This window comes from Candidatus Arsenophonus nilaparvatae (assembly GCF_045346035.1).
GTDB lineage: Bacteria > Pseudomonadota > Gammaproteobacteria > Enterobacterales > Enterobacteriaceae > Arsenophonus > Arsenophonus nilaparvatae.
The window spans coordinates 1,187,435-1,204,341 of sequence record NZ_CP158507.1; the positions used below are offsets into that span (position 1 = coordinate 1,187,435).

General features: G+C 37.2%; 16 protein-coding genes and 2 pseudogenes. 12 read left to right on the plus strand and 6 right to left on the minus strand.

All coding sequences use genetic code 11. The features are described from left to right. Positions 1–22: 22 nt before the first annotated feature. A pseudogene (cutC, locus tag WH390_RS05755) lies at positions 23–782 on the plus strand (copper homeostasis protein CutC). A gap of 41 nt (positions 783–823) precedes the next feature. Here cutC and cmoB read toward each other — a convergent pair. The 3 genes from cmoB to WH390_RS05770 form a co-directional block, all read right to left on the minus strand. Beyond that, complete coding sequence (gene cmoB / locus WH390_RS05760; protein ID WP_032115909.1) at positions 824–1,795, minus strand: tRNA 5-methoxyuridine(34)/uridine 5-oxyacetic acid(34) synthase CmoB; 972 nt, start codon at positions 1,793–1,795, stop codon at positions 824–826. Further along, a complete protein-coding gene (gene cmoA, locus WH390_RS05765) occupies positions 1,795–2,550 on the minus strand; it encodes a carboxy-S-adenosyl-L-methionine synthase CmoA (protein ID WP_032115908.1) in 756 nt (251 codons plus the stop codon). The genes cmoB and cmoA overlap by 1 nt, the downstream gene beginning before the upstream one ends. A gap of 127 nt (positions 2,551–2,677) precedes the next feature. After that, positions 2,678–3,076 carry an MAPEG family protein gene (locus WH390_RS05770; RefSeq protein ID WP_032115907.1) on the minus strand — a complete coding sequence of 133 codons (399 nt, stop codon included), beginning with the start codon at positions 3,074–3,076 and terminating at the stop codon, positions 2,678–2,680. Positions 3,077–3,339: 263 nt separating this feature from the next. On the opposite strand from WH390_RS05770, the gene aspS reads away from it, so the two are divergent. From aspS to WH390_RS05810, 8 genes and pseudogenes are all read left to right on the plus strand, one after another. Further along, complete coding sequence (gene aspS, locus WH390_RS05775) at positions 3,340–5,103, plus strand: aspartate--tRNA ligase (RefSeq protein ID WP_032115906.1); 1,764 nt, start codon at positions 3,340–3,342, stop codon at positions 5,101–5,103. Between the two features lie 5 nt (positions 5,104–5,108). Then, positions 5,109–5,546 (plus strand): dihydroneopterin triphosphate diphosphatase, encoded by a 438-nt coding sequence (gene nudB, locus WH390_RS05780; RefSeq protein WP_032115905.1) that lies wholly within the window; start codon positions 5,109–5,111, stop codon positions 5,544–5,546. Between the two features lie 30 nt (positions 5,547–5,576). Continuing rightward, the gene (locus tag WH390_RS05785) at positions 5,577–6,320 is read left to right on the plus strand and encodes a YebC/PmpR family DNA-binding transcriptional regulator (RefSeq protein WP_032115904.1); all 744 of its coding nucleotides are present in this window, start codon (positions 5,577–5,579) and stop codon (positions 6,318–6,320) included. Between the two features lie 89 nt (positions 6,321–6,409). Beyond that, positions 6,410–6,931: a crossover junction endodeoxyribonuclease RuvC gene (gene ruvC / locus WH390_RS05790; protein WP_032115903.1), complete on the plus strand. Its 522-nt coding sequence runs from the start codon at positions 6,410–6,412 to the stop codon at positions 6,929–6,931. 71 nt (positions 6,932–7,002) lie between these two features. Continuing rightward, positions 7,003–7,617 carry a Holliday junction branch migration protein RuvA gene (gene ruvA / locus WH390_RS05795; RefSeq protein WP_032115902.1) on the plus strand — a complete coding sequence of 205 codons (615 nt, stop codon included), beginning with the start codon at positions 7,003–7,005 and terminating at the stop codon, positions 7,615–7,617. Between the two features lie 22 nt (positions 7,618–7,639). Further along, the gene (ruvB, locus tag WH390_RS05800) at positions 7,640–8,656 is read left to right on the plus strand and encodes a Holliday junction branch migration DNA helicase RuvB (protein WP_032115901.1); all 1,017 of its coding nucleotides are present in this window, start codon (positions 7,640–7,642) and stop codon (positions 8,654–8,656) included. Between the two features lie 372 nt (positions 8,657–9,028). Beyond that, positions 9,029–9,631, plus strand: a pseudogene (locus WH390_RS05805) (lytic polysaccharide monooxygenase). A gap of 326 nt (positions 9,632–9,957) precedes the next feature. Further along, positions 9,958–10,518 carry an Ail/Lom family outer membrane beta-barrel protein gene (locus tag WH390_RS05810; protein WP_032115900.1) on the plus strand — a complete coding sequence of 187 codons (561 nt, stop codon included), beginning with the start codon at positions 9,958–9,960 and terminating at the stop codon, positions 10,516–10,518. A 110-nt stretch (positions 10,519–10,628) separates the two neighbouring features. On the opposite strand, the gene znuB is transcribed toward WH390_RS05810, so the two are convergent. Together znuB and znuC are read right to left on the minus strand one after the other, a co-directional pair. After that, positions 10,629–11,414 carry a zinc ABC transporter permease subunit ZnuB gene (gene znuB, locus WH390_RS05815; RefSeq protein WP_032115899.1) on the minus strand — a complete coding sequence of 262 codons (786 nt, stop codon included), beginning with the start codon at positions 11,412–11,414 and terminating at the stop codon, positions 10,629–10,631. Further along, positions 11,407–12,171 (minus strand): zinc ABC transporter ATP-binding protein ZnuC, encoded by a 765-nt coding sequence (gene znuC, locus WH390_RS05820; protein ID WP_032115998.1) that lies wholly within the window; start codon positions 12,169–12,171, stop codon positions 11,407–11,409. The genes znuB and znuC overlap by 8 nt, the downstream gene beginning before the upstream one ends. A gap of 74 nt (positions 12,172–12,245) precedes the next feature. On the opposite strand from znuC, the gene znuA reads away from it, so the two are divergent. The 3 genes from znuA to lpxM all read left to right on the plus strand — a co-directional run bounded on the left by znuA (position 12,246) and on the right by lpxM (position 15,682). After that, complete coding sequence (znuA, locus tag WH390_RS05825; RefSeq protein ID WP_032115898.1) at positions 12,246–13,202, plus strand: zinc ABC transporter substrate-binding protein ZnuA; 957 nt, start codon at positions 12,246–12,248, stop codon at positions 13,200–13,202. A 23-nt stretch (positions 13,203–13,225) separates the two neighbouring features. Continuing rightward, positions 13,226–14,575: a murein DD-endopeptidase MepM gene (gene mepM / locus WH390_RS05830; RefSeq protein WP_187290959.1), complete on the plus strand. Its 1,350-nt coding sequence runs from the start codon at positions 13,226–13,228 to the stop codon at positions 14,573–14,575. A 135-nt stretch (positions 14,576–14,710) separates the two neighbouring features. Continuing rightward, positions 14,711–15,682, plus strand: a complete 972-nt coding sequence (lpxM, locus tag WH390_RS05835) for a lauroyl-Kdo(2)-lipid IV(A) myristoyltransferase (RefSeq protein WP_032115896.1) — start codon at positions 14,711–14,713, stop codon at positions 15,680–15,682. Between the two features lie 182 nt (positions 15,683–15,864). Here lpxM and WH390_RS05840 read toward each other — a convergent pair whose 3' ends face one another. After that, positions 15,865–16,899: a filamentous hemagglutinin N-terminal domain-containing protein gene (locus WH390_RS05840; RefSeq protein WP_081932904.1), complete on the minus strand. Its 1,035-nt coding sequence runs from the start codon at positions 16,897–16,899 to the stop codon at positions 15,865–15,867. Between the last annotated feature and the right edge of the window lie 8 nt (positions 16,900–16,907).

Sequence of the window (16,907 nt, forward strand, 5' to 3'; positions counted from 1 at the left end):
ATTAATCAGAGGTGGCAGTATTATGATAACCCTGGAAATTTGCTGCTATGGAGCTGAATGTGCGCTAATTGCGGAAAAATGTGGCGCAGATCGTATTGAACTTTGTTCCAGTCCAGCTGAAGGTGGATTAACGCCTAGTTATGGTTGTTTAAAACAGGCTAAAGATACGATAAAGATCCCCGTTCATCCAATTGTACGTCCTAGAGGAGGGGATTTTTGTTACAGCGATAGTGAGTTTGAAACTATTAAACATGATGTTAAATTTATCAGGCAGTTAGGTTTTCCTGGTGTGGTATATGGCATATTGAATCGAGAAGGGCATATTGATATACCGCGTATGCGTATTTTAAAAGCATTATCTGGAGATATGGCGATTACTTTTCATCGTGCGTTTGATATTGTGCATTAGCCCAAAACAGGCCTATGTACAGCTGACAGAACTCGGTATTGCCCGTATATTAACCTCAGGCCAGCAGCAGAATGCGGAATGTGGTTTACCGTTATTGAAGGAATTAAATGCATTATCTAGTAAAACTCCAAATGGGCCGATAATCATGGCGGGTGCTGGGGTGAAATTGTCAAATTTGCAGAAATTTATTGATGCAGGTTTACCGGAAGTACATACATCTGCTGGGAGAGTAATGCCATCGACTATGAACTACCGCAAAGCAGGGGTAACGATGAGTTCCAATATGGAGATGGATGAATTTACTCATTATTGTGTAGATAGTGATGTGGTGGAAGCAATGAAAAATTTATTAGCGATTGCTAATAATGACTGATTATAAGTTTAGTGCAATGACGGTATTCAATACCGTCAAGTTTACCTTTTTTTGGCAACTAAAGTTGCTCGTAGAGGAGCCAGATAACCTTCAACTGTCAAATGCATGTTATTTGAGTCAAGAAAATTTGCTAATGATTCGGTTTCCATCCAGGCTGTTTTTCGCTGTTCTTGTACGGTTGTTACTGTTTGATCAACAATATGCACATCGCAAAAGCCACACTTTTCTAGCCAGATTTTAAGCATTTTGGCTGAGGGAATAAAATAAACATTCCGCATTTGAGCATAACGTTCTTCAGGTATTAAGCATTGGTTTTCATCACCTTCAATAACTAAACTTTCCAGTACTAGCTCACCACCGGAAACTAATTGATTTTTTAGCTGATAGAGATGATCTAACGGTGAACGCCGATGATAAAGTACACCCATTGAAAATACAGTATCAAAGGCAGCGAGCGTCGGTAGTTGCTCGATACCTAGAGGCAATAGATGTGCTTGTTGATTATTGCCAATTAATTTACGTATGGCTTCAAACTGACATAAAAATAGTTGGGTAGGATCAATACCGATGACAGTTTTTGCGCCTTCACCAACCATTCTCCACATGTGATAGCCATTACCGCAGCCGACATCAAGTACTTGTTTATCTGTTAATGGTGAAAGATGAGGCAGTATACGTTGCCATTTCCAGTCCGAACGCCATTCGCAATCAATATTAATATCGTAAAGGGAAAATGGGCCTTTACGCCAGGGCATTAGGCTTTTTAGCAGTAAAGTGATCCGTTGCTTATCTTTTAAACAAATTGGTAACTCATTTTTGGCTATTACTGCGGTTTTTAGATCTAAGTGAGCGGGTGTCATAGCGGGCAGATTTTGCACTATTTTTTGCCAACAATTAAATTGCCCATGTTGAGTGGTTTTTTTCCATTGTTCAATTTGGCATGGCAGCGTTTCTAACCAATGGCTAAGTGATCCTACGGCGATTTGTTGATAAAAATGGCCAAAATCTATCATCAAACTTGTTCCTTGATAGCGAGTAGTGAACCGAAATTGAAACATTGAAACCATAAGTCACAATGATTAAACCCAGCTGCGAGCAAACGTGATTTATGTTTGCTAATCGAGTCCGTTAACATGCTGTTTTCTAGCATATTGCGTTTTTGACTTATCTCTAATTCACTATAGCCATTGGCACGCTTGAAATCATAATGCATATTAAACAGTAAATTGCCAATTTTCTCGTCGCTAAAATTAAATTTTTCTGATAACACTAAGACACCACCGGGATTTAGTCCTTGGTAGATCCGGTTAATTAATTGTTGTCGAACGTTTGGCGCAATAAATTGTAAGGTAAAATTTAATACCACCATTGAGGCATTTTGTATGTTGATATCGAGAATATCGCCTTTAATGATTTCAACCGGCGTATTCGCTTTGTAAGCATCAACATTTCGTTGGCAACGCTCAATCATGGCCGCTGAATTATCAATAGCAATTATTTTACAATTTTTAGTCTCAATATTACGACGAATTGATAATGTCGCTGCGCCTAAAGAACAGCCCAGATCATAAATAGTGCTATTGGGTGTGACGAAACGTGTCGCGAGCATACCAATCATAGTAATAATATTTGAATAGCCAGGAACAGAACGTTTGATCATATCAGGAAAGACTTCGGCAACTTTTTCATCAAATTGCCAATCACCTAAATTGGCAATAGGAGTGGCAAATAAGGTGTCTTTCTGTTTATCTAAAATTTGGCTGGACATAACCTGTGAATTAATTAAATAGCAAACGGTGATTAATTCTAACAGATTTTATGTTAGGACATAAATTAAAACTCATTAACATGGCAAAGCGTATAATGATGACCATGTTAATGAAATAAATCTTGTATTAAAGATCAAACGAAAAAATTTGTATCCAAGGCAAATAATAAATGTTAACCAGGATCATCAAAATCATAGAACTATAAGTCGTTATTTGGCCAAAATGGCGCCAAGTTCGTTCTCTATGTTTTAGGCCAAAGTAATGAAAAATTCTGGCGATGATAAAAATTAACCCACAAAGATGAATAGCCCAAACGGGTGCACCATTCATCTCCATCATCAATAATAACAGCATAGAGATAGGAATATACTCAATCGCATTACTCTGAACGCGTAATGCTGTTTGTAATTCACAAAAACCACCATCACCGTAAGTAACTTGATACTGAGTTCTGAGTTTAATGACTTCCAAAGATAACTTAAACAATATTAAAGCACTAAATACAATGTACAGAGAACTAACCATTTTTTTCCCCAATTTTATTAGGCAAAACAGTGAAATAATGATACATCTCAAAACTTCAACAGTTACCATAAATATAGTATTTAAATCAATAAAAAGCTTTCAGATTGCGAATACGTTAAAAGTTATCTGGCCAATATGATAAGGCGTACTTATTTCCCAGTAGAAATTTCTGTATAATAGCGATATTTTTTGATTATGTTTAAATTAATAGCACTAAAACGGCTAGTGCAAGCGACTCTGTATGATGAGTAAAAGGATATCGTATGCGGACAAATTATTGTGGGCAATTAGGTGTTGCTCACGTCGGACAAAAAGTGACTCTCTGTGGCTGGGTTAACCGCCAGCGTAATTTAGGTAAATTAATTTTTGTCGATATGAGAGATCGCGAAGGTTTAGTTCAAGTTGTTTTTGTGCAGGAAAATCATGCCGAACTTTTTACTCAAGCGTCACAGTTACGCAACGAATTTTGTATCCAGATCACAGGTATGGTACGAGAACGTGAACAAATCAATAAAGAGATACCGACCGGTGAGATTGAAATTGTTGCACAAGCATTGACGATTATTAATCGTTCTGAACCATTACCGATAGATAGCAATCAACAAAATTCCGAAGAAATAAGATTAAAATATCGTTATCTTGATTTAAGGCGGCCGGAAATGGCAACGCGCTTAAGAGAGCGAGCCAACATTACTAGTTTTGTGCGTCGTTTTATGGATGCAGAAGGTTTTGTTGATATTGAAACGCCCATTTTGACCAAAGCAACACCAGAAGGTGCGCGTGATTATCTTGTTCCAAGCCGCGTTCATAAAGGTGAGTTTTATGCTCTGCCGCAATCACCACAACTTTTTAAACAATTATTGATGATGTCGGGCTTTGATCGCTATTATCAGATAGTAAAATGTTTTCGTGATGAAGATTTACGAGCTGATCGCCAGCCTGAATTTACTCAGATCGACGTAGAAACCTCTTTTATGACTGCCGAGCAAGTTCGTGAAGTGATGGAGCGTTTGATCCGTCAATTGTGGCAGGAAAATAAAAGTATTGAGTTAGGCACTTTTCCGGTAATGACTTTTGCTGAGGCCATGCAACGTTATGGTTCAGATAAACCAGACTTACGGAATCCATTAGAATTGGTTGATATTGCTAATTTGGTCAATGCCGTTGAATTTAAAGTTTTTGCTGAAGCTGCCAATGATCCAAAAGGCCGTGTGGCTGCACTTTGTGTTCCAGGCGGGGCCACATTAACACGTAAACAACTTGATGGTTATACTGAATTTGTTGCTATTTACGGCGCCAAAGGATTAGCTTGGATGAAGGTTAATTCGCTGACTGAAGGCCAGGTAGATATTCAAAGCCCGATAGCTAAGTTTTTACCACCACCGGTGATTGATAATTTGTTAGCACGTACCCAAGCTAAAGCGGGTGATATTTTGCTATTTGGTGCTGGTAAACAATATATTATCAATGATGCAATGGGAGCGTTACGGTTGAAAGTAGGGCGTGATTTAGCAATCACACAAAATAATAGCTGGAAACCGTTGTGGATTGTTGATTTTCCAATGTTTGAAGAGGATGAAAATGGTGAGCTTCATGCTATGCATCATCCTTTTACTGCACCGAAAGATTTTACCCCGGAGCAACTACAAGCCAATCCTCTAGCGGCCGTGGCTAATGCCTATGATATGGTCATTAATGGTTATGAAGTTGGTGGCGGTTCAGTGCGTATCCACCATAATAAGATGCAACAAGCTGTTTTTGAAATTCTTAATATTAGCCAATCAGATCAGCAAGATAAATTTGGTTTCTTGCTTGAGGCATTACAATATGGAACACCGCCACATGCCGGTTTAGCATTTGGTTTAGATAGACTTGTTATGTTATTAACGGGAACAGAAAATATTCGCGATGTGATTGCGTTTCCAAAAACAACCGCAGCAGCTTGTTTGATGACCGATGCACCCAGTGTGGCCAATCCGGCCGCATTAGCGGAATTGGCGATAACTGTTGCTCCAAAAACTAAATAGATACTATGCAATATAAACGGCCGGAATCAGTATTAGTTGTAGTTTATGTGCAATCGAGTCGCCAAGTATTGATGCTACAGCGGCGTGATGATCCTGATTTTTGGCAATCAGTTACCGGTAGTCTTGAGGATAACGAAACACCAAGAGAGACGGCATTGCGTGAAGTTAAAGAAGAGATAGGCATTGATATTATCGAACAGCATTTGATGTTAGTTGATCTGCAACACAGTCTCTATTTTGATATTTTTTTAAAATTTCGCCACCGCTATGCTCCGGGTATAACTCAATGCAAAGAGCATTGGTTTTCTTTGGCCTTACCGCAAGAGCAGGATTTTTTATTGAAAGAACATTTGGCTTTTCGTTGGTTACCTGCTGCTCAGGCAGCAGCATTGACCAAGTCATGGAGTAACCGTCAGGCGATTGAACAATTTGTTCTAAAATGATTTTTATTGACGTATTTTGGGAGATATTTCATGGCAGGTCATAGTAAATGGGCCAATACTAAACATCGAAAAGCGGCGCAAGATGCTAAACGGGGTAAAATTTTTACTAAAATTATTCGTGAACTGGTAACAGCGGCTCGTTTAGGTGGCGGTGACGCTGCATCAAACCCACGATTGCGTGCGGCGATTGATAAGGCATTATCTAATAATATGACGCGAGATACGTTAAATCGAGCAATCGCACGTGGTGTAGGTAGTGATGACAATGATAATCTAGAAACGATCATTTATGAAGGCTATGGCCCAGGCGGTACGGCTGTTATGGTTGAATGCTTAAGTGATAATCGTAATCGTACAGTTTCTGATGTCCGCCACGCCTTTACTAAGTGCGGTGGTAATTTAGGTACTGATGGTTCGGTTGCTTATTTATTTACTAAACGTGGCGTGATCTCATATGCACCAGGCATTGATGAAGATAATTTAATGGAAGCGGCATTAGAAGCGGGTGCAGATGATGTCGAATCTTATGATGATGGTGCCATCGATGTTTATACTACGCTGGAAAGCTTTGGTGATGTAAAAGATGCTTTAGATGCGGCCGGTTTTAAGGCTGAAGCCGCCGAGGTGACAATGATCCCGTCAACCAAAGCGAATTTAGATGCTGACACTGCACTTAAACTTTTACGTTTAATCGACATGCTGGAAGATTCTGATGATGTACAAGAAGTGTATCATAATGGGGAAATTTCAGATGAAGTTGCGGCTCAGCTATAATTAAATCAACTTTTTATATTAAGAGATAGCATGCTGATTATCAGTATGCTTTTTCTTTGCATGTTTAACCTACTCAGTGAGTCAAGAATATGACAATTATTCTTGGGATTGATCCTGGTTCGCGTATTACCGGTTATGGTGTTATTCGTCAACAAGGTCGACAGTTGATCTATATAGGTAGTGGCTGTATACGTACTCAGGCAGACGATCTGCCAACACGCTTACAACGTATTTATGCAGGTGTCACTGAAATCATTACCCAATATCGACCGGAAAGTTTTGCTATCGAACAGGTGTTTATGGCAAAAAATGCCGATTCTGCTCTAAAATTAGGTCAAGCGAGAGGCGTGGCGATTTTAGCTGCAGTTAATAATCAATTACCAGTTTTTGAATATGCGGCGCGACAAGTAAAACAATCCGTTGTTGGCACGGGAGCGGCGGAAAAAAAACAAGTTCAGCATATGGTCTGCTCAATATTGAAATTGTTATCGCATCCTCAAGCTGATGCTGCTGATGCTTTAGCTATTGCGATCACGCATTGTCATTTTAATCAAAATTTGGCTCGAATAGGTGAGCCAGAACTATCATTGGCTAAAAGACGATTGCGTTAATAACTGGATATAAAACCAGTATTTTTTTATAATATAAGCATTAGCAGAATAACCTAAAAGAGGAAATCGATGTGATTGGTCGCTTGCGAGGCACTATTTTGGAAAAACAGCCGCCTATTGTTTTACTCGAACTAAATGGTGTAGGTTATGAAGTTCATATGCCAATGACCTGTTTTTATGAATTACCAGAAATTGGTCAGGAAGTGATCTTATGGACTCAATTTATCGTGCGTGAAGATGCGCAGCTACTATATGGTTTCAATGATAAGCAAGAAAGGGCATTATTTCGTGAGTTAATTAAGGTTAATGGGGTAGGTCCTAAATTAGCGCTGGCCATTTTATCCGGTATGTCAGCTTATCAATTTGTTTCTGCGATAGAACAAGAAGCGATTTCTAGCTTGGTAAAATTACCGGGTGTTGGCAAAAAAACCGCAGAACGGCTGGTGGTTGAAATGAAAGACCGCTTTAAAGGACTTAATGGCGATCTATTTAATAATAGTGCGATAGATTTACCTGGCTCATCAGCGGCAAAACAAAATAGTCATGATATTGAAGCAGAGGCAGTTTCGGCATTAATTTCTTTAGGCTATAAACCACAAGATGCGAGCCGTATGATCGGCAGAGTTGCTAATGGAGCTACTAACTGTGAAGCATTGATCCGCGAAGCATTGCGAGCTGCATTATAAATAATAAGTAAGGACCAAACCTATGATTGAGGCTGATCGTTTAGTTTCTGCTGAGAATTTACCTGATGAAGACGTGATTGATCGCGCTATTCGACCAAAACTCCTTACTGAATATGTCGGGCAACCTCAGGTTTGCCAACAGATGGAAATCTTTATCCAGGCAGCTAAATTACGAGCTGAAGCACTTGATCACTTGCTGATTTTTGGTCCACCTGGGCTTGGTAAAACGACATTAGCGGGTATTGTGGCGAATGAATTGGGCGCAAATTTACGTACTACCTCCGGCCCAGTGTTAGAAAAGGCAGGGGATTTAGCGGCAATGCTAACCAATTTAGAACCGCATGATGTACTCTTTATTGATGAAATACATCGTTTATCGCCAGTTGTAGAAGAGATCCTTTATCCGGCAATGGAAGATTACCAACTGGATATAATGATAGGAGAAGGGCCTGCTGCGCGTTCAATTAAAATTGATCTACCTCCTTTTACTTTAGTTGGTGCAACAACCAGAGCCGGCTCACTGACATCCCCGCTTAGAGATCGTTTTGGTATTGTTCAGCGTCTTGAATTTTATAATGTCGATGATTTACAGACGATTGTATTACGTAGTGCTCACTTTATGGGGTTAGAAATTTCTGATGCCGGTGCGAGACAAATTGCGATGCGCTCACGGGGAACACCGCGGATAACTAATCGTTTATTACGGCGAGTAAGAGATTTTGCCCAAGTTAAAGGTGATGGTATTATTGATGGCGACATCGCTTCACAGGCATTAGATATGCTTAATGTTGATTCAGCCGGTTTTGACTATCTTGATCGTAAGTTATTGATTGCTATTATTGATAAATTTATGGGGGGACCGGTAGGATTAGACAATGTGGCTGCTGCAATTGGTGAAGAAAGGGAAACCATAGAGGATGTTCTTGAACCTTTCCTGATTCAACAAGGTTTTATTCAGCGTACTCCCCGTGGTCGAATTGCGACTGATCATGCCTACCGCCATTTTGGGGTTAATAAAGATCATGATGATGCTAATTAAGTTTATTAATGGGGTTAAATTTATTGCTTGTAATTCGCTAATATAATCATGCTAATTATTTTCAATACAGCTTAACACCGGGTTAGGCTGCTATTTATAATATATGAATAAATAATAATTTATTTATGATTATTATTTGTTATTTTTATTAACTATTTTTATTATCAATGGACTTCTTATTTAATTAATGCATTATTAATATAAATTGATGATATTTAATTCTCAAGAATAAGCAATAGTTTAATATTAATGTAATTAATTATATTATTTTTGTTGATATTTTTGCCGTGGTTAAATAATAATTTTACGGTAGTTTTTATTATATCTACTAACTATTTTTTAATAAATAAAATTAGCTAATTATGGAATAAACTGAATGAAAATAAAATTATTATTATCAATATTATCATTAGCAATGTTAGTATTATAAGTTTTGCCAGAGCAAATACTCTCCTCAATCCTATGCATGGTTATATCGATTTTCCTACTAGTCGAGCTTATCTGTGTTCGTTAGGTAAAAATGGTAATTGTGGTGCGGTTATGGTTGAACCACAATCGGTTGAAGGTCGTAAAGGTTTTCCTCGGCATGGGCCAGCTGATGGCAAAATTGCCAGTGCTGGACATCGTTGGTTTGGTGAGTTAGATGAACAGACTGCTACTAGTTGGACTAAAGTTGATGTTTAACCCGGTAAAAATACTTTCCATTGGACGTTGACCGCACCTCATCGAACTACCGGTTGGGAGTATTTCATCACTAAACAAAATTGGGATCCTAATGCGCCGTTAGCCCGTAGCTCATTTGATCTACAACCATTTTGCAGTCGTACAGATGGGGGGCAAATGCCTTCATTTGAGGTCTCAATTGATTGTAATGTACCATATCGTACCGGTTATCAGGTTATTTTAGGTGTATGGACAATTTACGATACTGGTAATGCATTTTATCAAGTGATAGATGCTAATATGAAACCTTAGTTATTTTTCACTAACTGGCTAAATATTGTCATCATTGTATTTAATAAAATTGTCATTTTTTTGGAGGTAAGCTAAAACTTGCCTCTACATTATTTTTAGTTTCGATAGCTAAAGTAGGACGATTTATTTTTATTTTAATTGCTGCTTATTTATCAATGATAAGTTAAATATATCTTCTAACTAAATATCATCAGTCAAATTTTATTTTTCAGTTTAAATTAAATTTAACAAAAAATTATTTAGTTTTATATATAGGGTAATCGATTTATTTCATATCTTATAAAGACTATTGAATTAAATATTATTCTACTAGGAATAGAAGATAAATGAAAAAAATATTTATTAGATCTGTCATTGCTACAATATTTGCCTGTGTTTCTGCGAATGCCTGTGCAGCAAGTAAAAATACTCTATCACTAGATTATGCACAAAGTCATCTACAATTTAAAGATGAAGAATTTCAGGATAAACCAAAGGGTATTAATATTAAATATCGTTATGAAATTGATAATCACTGGGGTTTTATTGGTTCGTTGACTTATACTAATCAAGAAGATTATTTGAAAATTTATAATATTAAAGTTGCTAATGTAGATATAATTTATTCTTCATTAAGTTTTGGTCCTAGCTATCGTTTTAATCGCAATATTAGTCTCTATGGCTTAATTGGAGCGGCACGTGGTAGAGTTGAGGCAAAATCACCATTCGCAAATGCTTTTAAAGACACTGAAATTGAATTAGTTTATGGTGCGGGTTTACAAATTAATCCGGTGGAGAATTTAGCTATTGATGTTACATATGAACATACCAAATTATCTTTCGAACATACTAATTTAAAAAATATAAAAGTCGGCACATGGATGCTTGGTATCGGTTACCGGTTCTAATTTGATTAGCAAAATAAAAACTCACTACAAGTCATAATTGATGGATTTGTAGTGAGGGAATAGGGTGTTTAGCTAATTTTAAAAATAATTTATTTTATCGTATGAATAGATTAGTTTTTTATTTTAATAAATAAACTTAATACAAATAAAGCACTGGCACAGATCACAACCGAGGGCCCTGCTGGTGTATCGTAATAGGCAGACAGAGCAAGTCCAGCCGTCACCGCAAACATACCGATAATGATAGCAACTACTGCCATTTGCTCTGGTGTTTTGTCAAATCGTCTACCAGTAGCGGCAGGAATAATTAATAATGATGTAATAATTAAAGCCCCAACAAATTTCATGGCAATACCTATGGTAAGGGCAGTAACCAGCATTAATAATACCTTAAGCTGCTGTATTTTTACGCCATCAACAAAAGCTAAATCTTGATTAACTGTTATTGACAGTAAATTACGCCATTGCCAGACAATAATTGAACAAACAATAGCAACACCTATCGCGATTGAAAAAACATCCTCGCTAGTTACCGATAATAGATCACCAAATAAATAAGCCATCAAATCCATACGAACATTGTCCATTAAACTGACGACGACTAATCCAAGTGATAGGGCACTATGCGCCATTATGCCTAATAGGGTATCGATGGCCAGATGTGGGCGCTTTTCTAGCCAGGCTAATAAAATTGCAAGAAGAAGGGTGATAGCAATAACGGCATAAAACAGATTAACATTGAGTAATAAACCAAAAGCGATACCAAGTAATGAAGCATGAGCGAGAGTATCACCAAAATATGACATACGCCGCCAGACAACGAAAGAGCCCAGTGGTCCTGCGGCAATGGCTAACAGCATACCAGCTAACCACCCAGGTAGTAATAGTTCAATCATGATGACAGTTCCCTGTAGGTTTATCATCAATCTCATTATTTAAATCGCATTGATGATTATGATGATGGTGGCGATAGATATCGATCTGTTCTATCCCACGATGGCCGAACATAGCAATAAATTCGGGATCTAAAGCCACATCCTCTGGCCGGCCAGAGCAGCATATTTGTTTATTAATACAGAGTACTTTATCAGTTTTTGCCATCACAAGGTGGAGATCATGTGAAATCATAAAAACAGCACAATTTGATTCGGTACGAATATTATCGATTAGATTATATAAAGCGACTTGACCATTGATATCTACGCCTTGTGTAGGTTCATCTAAAACAAGTAATTGTGGTTGATTCAGTAAAGCACGAGCAAGTAGAACACGTTGAGTTTCCCCGCCTGATAGTTTTTGCATTTGTTGCTCGATAAGATGATCGGCGCCGACACGTATTAATGCAGGAATAATATTAGTAGTTTTTACCCCAGGTTTTAATGTCATAAAACGTTTAACGGTCAAAGGCATTGTCATATCCAGCGATAATTTCTGTGGCACATAACCGATGCGCAATTTGACTTGGTAAATTATTTCTCCTTGACTAGGGGTAATTAGGCCGAGGAGTATTTTAGCTAGCGTAGATTTACCAGCACCATTTGGCCCCAATAGTGTTAATATTTCTCCAACATATAGATCAAAGGAGATGTTTTCGACAATTTGGTGTGAACCAAAACTAACAGCAATATTTTTTAAGCTTAATAGCGTTTGCATGGTAAATAATTCTTGCAGGATGGTTAAAGTATTATAATATAACATTATCAAAATTAGTCTATGGAAACTATTCTATGTTACACAAAACAAAAAAAATTGTTCAAAAAATTATGGGAAAAAAATATATTCTTGCTGGACTATTACTCAGTTTCATATCTACTACTCAAGCTGATGTAGTTACGTCAATTCGTCCGTTAGGTTTTATTGCTGCAGCCATTACTAATGGTGTTACTGAGGTACAAATATTATTACCTGATGGTGCTTCACCCCATGATTATGCTTTAAAACCTTCCGATCTGGAAAAAATCAAAACTGCTGATCTTTTCATTTGGGTTGGCTCAAATTTAGAAACTTTTTTAGAGAAACCATTAGCACAATTACCCACTGAAAAACGGATCACATTAGCTGAAGATCCAGCTATAAAAGCACGCTTACTGAAAAGCAGCGAAGATAGCACAGCGGTAAATAATAAAAATTCTCATGGTCATCATCATGAGCATCATTCACATGGTGAGTATAATATGCACATCTGGTTGTCACCAGACATTGCACGTATTGCTGCTAACATTATCCACCACCGATTAGTCGCTTTATATCCTAAATATAAAAAACAGTTGGACGTAAACCTTCGTAAATTCGATGAGAAATTGACGCAAACTGATCAAAATATTGCTAAGATGTTACAGTCGGTTGGAGATAAGCGATATTTTGTTTTTCATGATGCTTATGGTTACTTTGAAAAACGCTATCATTTAGCCTCATTAGGTTATTTTACTATTAATCCTATCATTCAGCCTGGCGCCCAAAGACTATATCAAATAAGAACAATGTTGGCTCAGAAAAAAGCAGTTTGTGTTTTTGCTGAACCACAATTCAGGCCAGCGGTGATTAAAGCTGTTATAAAAGATACCGATGTATATATGGGGACATTAGATCCATTAGGGAGCGGCATCGGATTAAGTAAGGATAGCTATGTAGAATTTTTAACAGCGTTATCTAATCAATTTAAAAGCTGCTTGGATAAGAACTAGAAGGAATTTAATACGTGCAGCAGATGGCGAAGACTATCGTTCAGGTATATGGCAATTTGCCTAAACCGCATAAAATTATGCTAGGCACATTAACCATAGCAACATTGGCTGTCGCAATTTGGCGGCCTGTTGTTATTCAACCCGATGATAAAGATGAAAATATTTCTCAAGAATCATCGCCAATAAAACCAGGTATTATTCTTGGTAGTAAAGATAAAAGTGAAACTAATACCAGCCAAGTAGATAACTCGGATACTGATGATATTATCACCGATAGCAGCGAACAGTTACCTGATGAAGGGGTAACTGATGAAAAGGGAGCTGATACACCTGATGAACATGTTGTTTCAAGCGGTGATAATCTGACTAGTATTTTAACTCAGTATGGTTTAGATGCTGGTGATGTGGCCGCTCTTTCTAATCAACACCGAGCTTTACGGAATTTGCAAATAGGGCAAACGTTAAGCTGGGAATTGAATAAAGATGGAGAATTACAGACACTGACATGGATTATTTCACAGCGTGAAACACGTGTTTATACTCGTCAAGGTGCCTCTAGCACTTTTAATGAAGAGAAGCAAATTCGTCAAGGTGTTTGGGCTGATAAGGTTATCCAAGGTAAAATAAACGGTAATTTTACCTCTAGTGCAGTTAATTCGGGCTTAACATATAACGAAGCACGTGAAGTGTCTAAAGCACTACAATGGCAGATCGATTTGCGTAAGCTAAAGTCAGGTGATAAATTTTCGGTCTTGTTAAGTCGTGAAATGCTTGATGGTCACAGTGAACAGAGTCGTTTGTTGGGGGTTCATTTATTAACTAATGGTAAGAATTACTATGCCTTTCGAGCTGAAAATGGTCGCTATTATGATAGTGAAGCTAATGGCTTAGAGCGCGGTTTCTTACGTTATCCTACAGCCAAAACCTTTAGAGTCTCTTCTCCTTTTAGTTTGCGTCGTGTAAATCCGGTAACAGGGCGTCCAGCTCCTCATCAGGGAGTTGATTTTTCTATGCCCGTCGGGACACCAATATTAGCGGTTGGTGATGGTGAAGTTATTGTGGCGAAATATAGTGGAGCGGCCGGTAATTTTATTGCTATTCGTCACGGGCGGCAGTATACCACTCGTTATATGCATCTACGTAAATTATTGGTTAAACCAGGTCAGAAAGTAAAAAGAGGTGAACGCATAGCATTATCAGGTAATACTGGACGTACTACCGGCCCTCATCTTCATTATGAGTTATGGTTTAATCAGCGCGCAGTTAACCCATTAACAGCTAATTTACCTCACTCAGGTGGATTAACAGGTAAAGATCGCCAACTCTTTCTGGCATCCGTTAAAGAGAATAAATCGAAGCTGGCAAGCGATTAATATGATTTTTGTTAGCTAATTAGGTTGTGAACTAGCATTTTATTTACTGCCATAATTATTTTCTGTAAATCATAAGGTTAATATTATAATGTATCTCAGATTTTAGATTTTTATACGTTGTATTTGAGTGTACTAATGAATAAAGAACAGGATACAGATAGTAAACTTGGTTATATTCCTACCTTTCATCGTATTTATCTACATCCCAGATATTGGGGGATGTGGGTTGGTGCATTGCTATTAGCTGGAACAGCTTATTTGCCTATTAAGTTACGCGATCTGTTACTGGCAAAAATGGGTAAGTTAATTGGTAAGTTAGCAAAAGGCTCGCGTAGGCGGGCAAAAATTAATTTGCTTTATTGTTTTCCAGAATTGACAGAGCAGCAAAGAGAGAAATATGTTGATGAAATGTTTGCTGTAGCACCGCAATCTTTTGCAATATTAGCCGAATTAGTTTTACGCGGCGTAGATAAAACTTTAGCACGAACTCATTGGCATAATGAACAAATTATTGAACAATTAAAAGAGCAACAGCGTAATATTATTTTTATGGTACCTCATGGTTGGGCGGTTGATATTCCAGCCATGTTATTAGCGGCTCGAGGCCAAAAAATGGCAGCCATGTTTCATCATCAAAAGGATCCTGTGGCTGATTATTTATGGAACAAAGCGCGTCATCATTTTGGTGGTCGTTTACATTCTCGTGAAGCGGGCATTAAACCTTTTATTACTAGTGTCAGGCAAGGTTATTGGGGATTTTATTTACCAGATCAAGATCATGGTGAAGAACATAGTGAGTTTGTTGATTTTTTTGCAACCTATAAAGCAACCTTACCGGCACTAGGGCGGTTGATGAAGGTTTGTAAAGCGGAGATTGTGCCATTATTTCCGGTTTATGACTATAAAACTCACCAATTACATATCTATATTCGTGAGCCAATGGCTGATATTGCTGGGCAAAGTAATCACTATATTGCCAGGCGCATGAACGAAGAATTGGAATATTTAGTTAAACCCTATCTGGCACAATATACCTGGATATTAAAATTATTAAAAACGCGCAAAGCCGGAGAGATAGAGCCTTATTGCCGCGATGATCTTTATTAATAAAAATACCGCTTGATAGCAAATCAAGCGGTGCAAGATAGCAATAAAACTAGATATAATATATTTTGATATCCCTGAGTAAATGTAATAAAAAAATAATATTTTTGATGAAATAAGGCGTATTAATAAAAACTATTAGATATTTTATCAGTCAGTTAAATTATGGCTAAGTAACTAACTAATTAATTAACTTTATGAAAATATTGTTTTATATTTTTATTAAAATAACCGTTTCCTTTATAAGTCTCGAGTGTGACGCTACCTTCGGATGCTTCAATGCCTGAATCCTGGTGGTTAATTAAATGTTTAGTGGTAATGTTTATTGTAGATGGAATAGTATATTCATCATCTTCAATAGCGCCATAAGCTGCAATTGTATGTTTATTAGAGATACGTTCTGCTTTAATCGACATATTACCTATATCCCACTTATTAGCAGCAACGGCAATCGTACCTTTATTATTTAAATATGTGCCTTTACTCGTAAAAATCCTTAGTTGATTCGCGTAAATTTGGCTATTTTTTGCAAGTGAAAATGTTGTTTTCTCTTCTGCCAATCCTAAAATTTTTCTATTACCATAATGACAAGCATCGATTTCAGTTTCAACATTGCCAATAGTATAATATTGCTTAGCGACATTAACTTTGGCGCCATTATTAAAGCGCACTTTACCTGCGTATACAGCGAGGTTCGATAAAAATTTGTTCTTTTCATTTATTGACGAACCTCCATTCCCCCATATTCCTAAACCAGTAAAAATTATTTTTCCTTTATCAGTCTGGTAGTTTATTGTGTTATTGGTATAATTCATTTTGCCAGCAACCAAATCAACTCCGGTTGTATTGCTAAACTGACAGTCATCGCAGGTAATACCATTAGGATTGGCAATAATAACTTTTGCTGGAGATCCTTTTATATTTAGCAAACCATGTAAATTTGTTTTTTCGCTAGAATTAATTTGATTAATAATTAATTTTGCTGATTGTGTGCCTTGAGCAAGCATATTTTTATTTTGATTTGCATCGTTATTAAGTTGTACTGTTACGCCTTTATTAGTATTAAATCGCCGATATTGATTATATGATATACCATTATTATCAGGTGCTTTAATGTCGATATTAACTTCACCTTGATTAGATATTGTAAACTTATTTAATTTGTTTTTTTCTATTGTAGAATCAATTATTATTCCGTTATATTTTATTCCTTGATTAATTGCTAATG

Coding starts and splice junctions, on each gene's coding strand:
- cmoB (WP_032115909.1), bottom strand. CDS start 1,795: ATGATAGATTTTGGCCATTTTTATCAACAAATCGCCGTAGGATCACTT.
- cmoA (WP_032115908.1), bottom strand. CDS start 2,550: ATGTCCAGCCAAATTTTAGATAAACAGAAAGACACCTTATTTGCCACT.
- WH390_RS05770 (WP_032115907.1), bottom strand. CDS start 3,076: ATGGTTAGTTCTCTGTACATTGTATTTAGTGCTTTAATATTGTTTAAG.
- aspS (WP_032115906.1), top strand. CDS start 3,340: ATGCGGACAAATTATTGTGGGCAATTAGGTGTTGCTCACGTCGGACAA.
- nudB (WP_032115905.1), top strand. CDS start 5,109: ATGCAATATAAACGGCCGGAATCAGTATTAGTTGTAGTTTATGTGCAA.
- WH390_RS05785 (WP_032115904.1), top strand. CDS start 5,577: ATGGCAGGTCATAGTAAATGGGCCAATACTAAACATCGAAAAGCGGCG.
- ruvC (WP_032115903.1), top strand. CDS start 6,410: ATGACAATTATTCTTGGGATTGATCCTGGTTCGCGTATTACCGGTTAT.
- ruvB (WP_032115901.1), top strand. CDS start 7,640: ATGATTGAGGCTGATCGTTTAGTTTCTGCTGAGAATTTACCTGATGAA.
- WH390_RS05810 (WP_032115900.1), top strand. CDS start 9,958: ATGAAAAAAATATTTATTAGATCTGTCATTGCTACAATATTTGCCTGT.
- znuB (WP_032115899.1), bottom strand. CDS start 11,414: ATGATTGAACTATTACTACCTGGGTGGTTAGCTGGTATGCTGTTAGCC.
- znuC (WP_032115998.1), bottom strand. CDS start 12,171: ATGCAAACGCTATTAAGCTTAAAAAATATTGCTGTTAGTTTTGGTTCA.
- znuA (WP_032115898.1), top strand. CDS start 12,246: ATGTTACACAAAACAAAAAAAATTGTTCAAAAAATTATGGGAAAAAAA.
- mepM (WP_187290959.1), top strand. CDS start 13,226: ATGGCGAAGACTATCGTTCAGGTATATGGCAATTTGCCTAAACCGCAT.
- lpxM (WP_032115896.1), top strand. CDS start 14,711: ATGAATAAAGAACAGGATACAGATAGTAAACTTGGTTATATTCCTACC.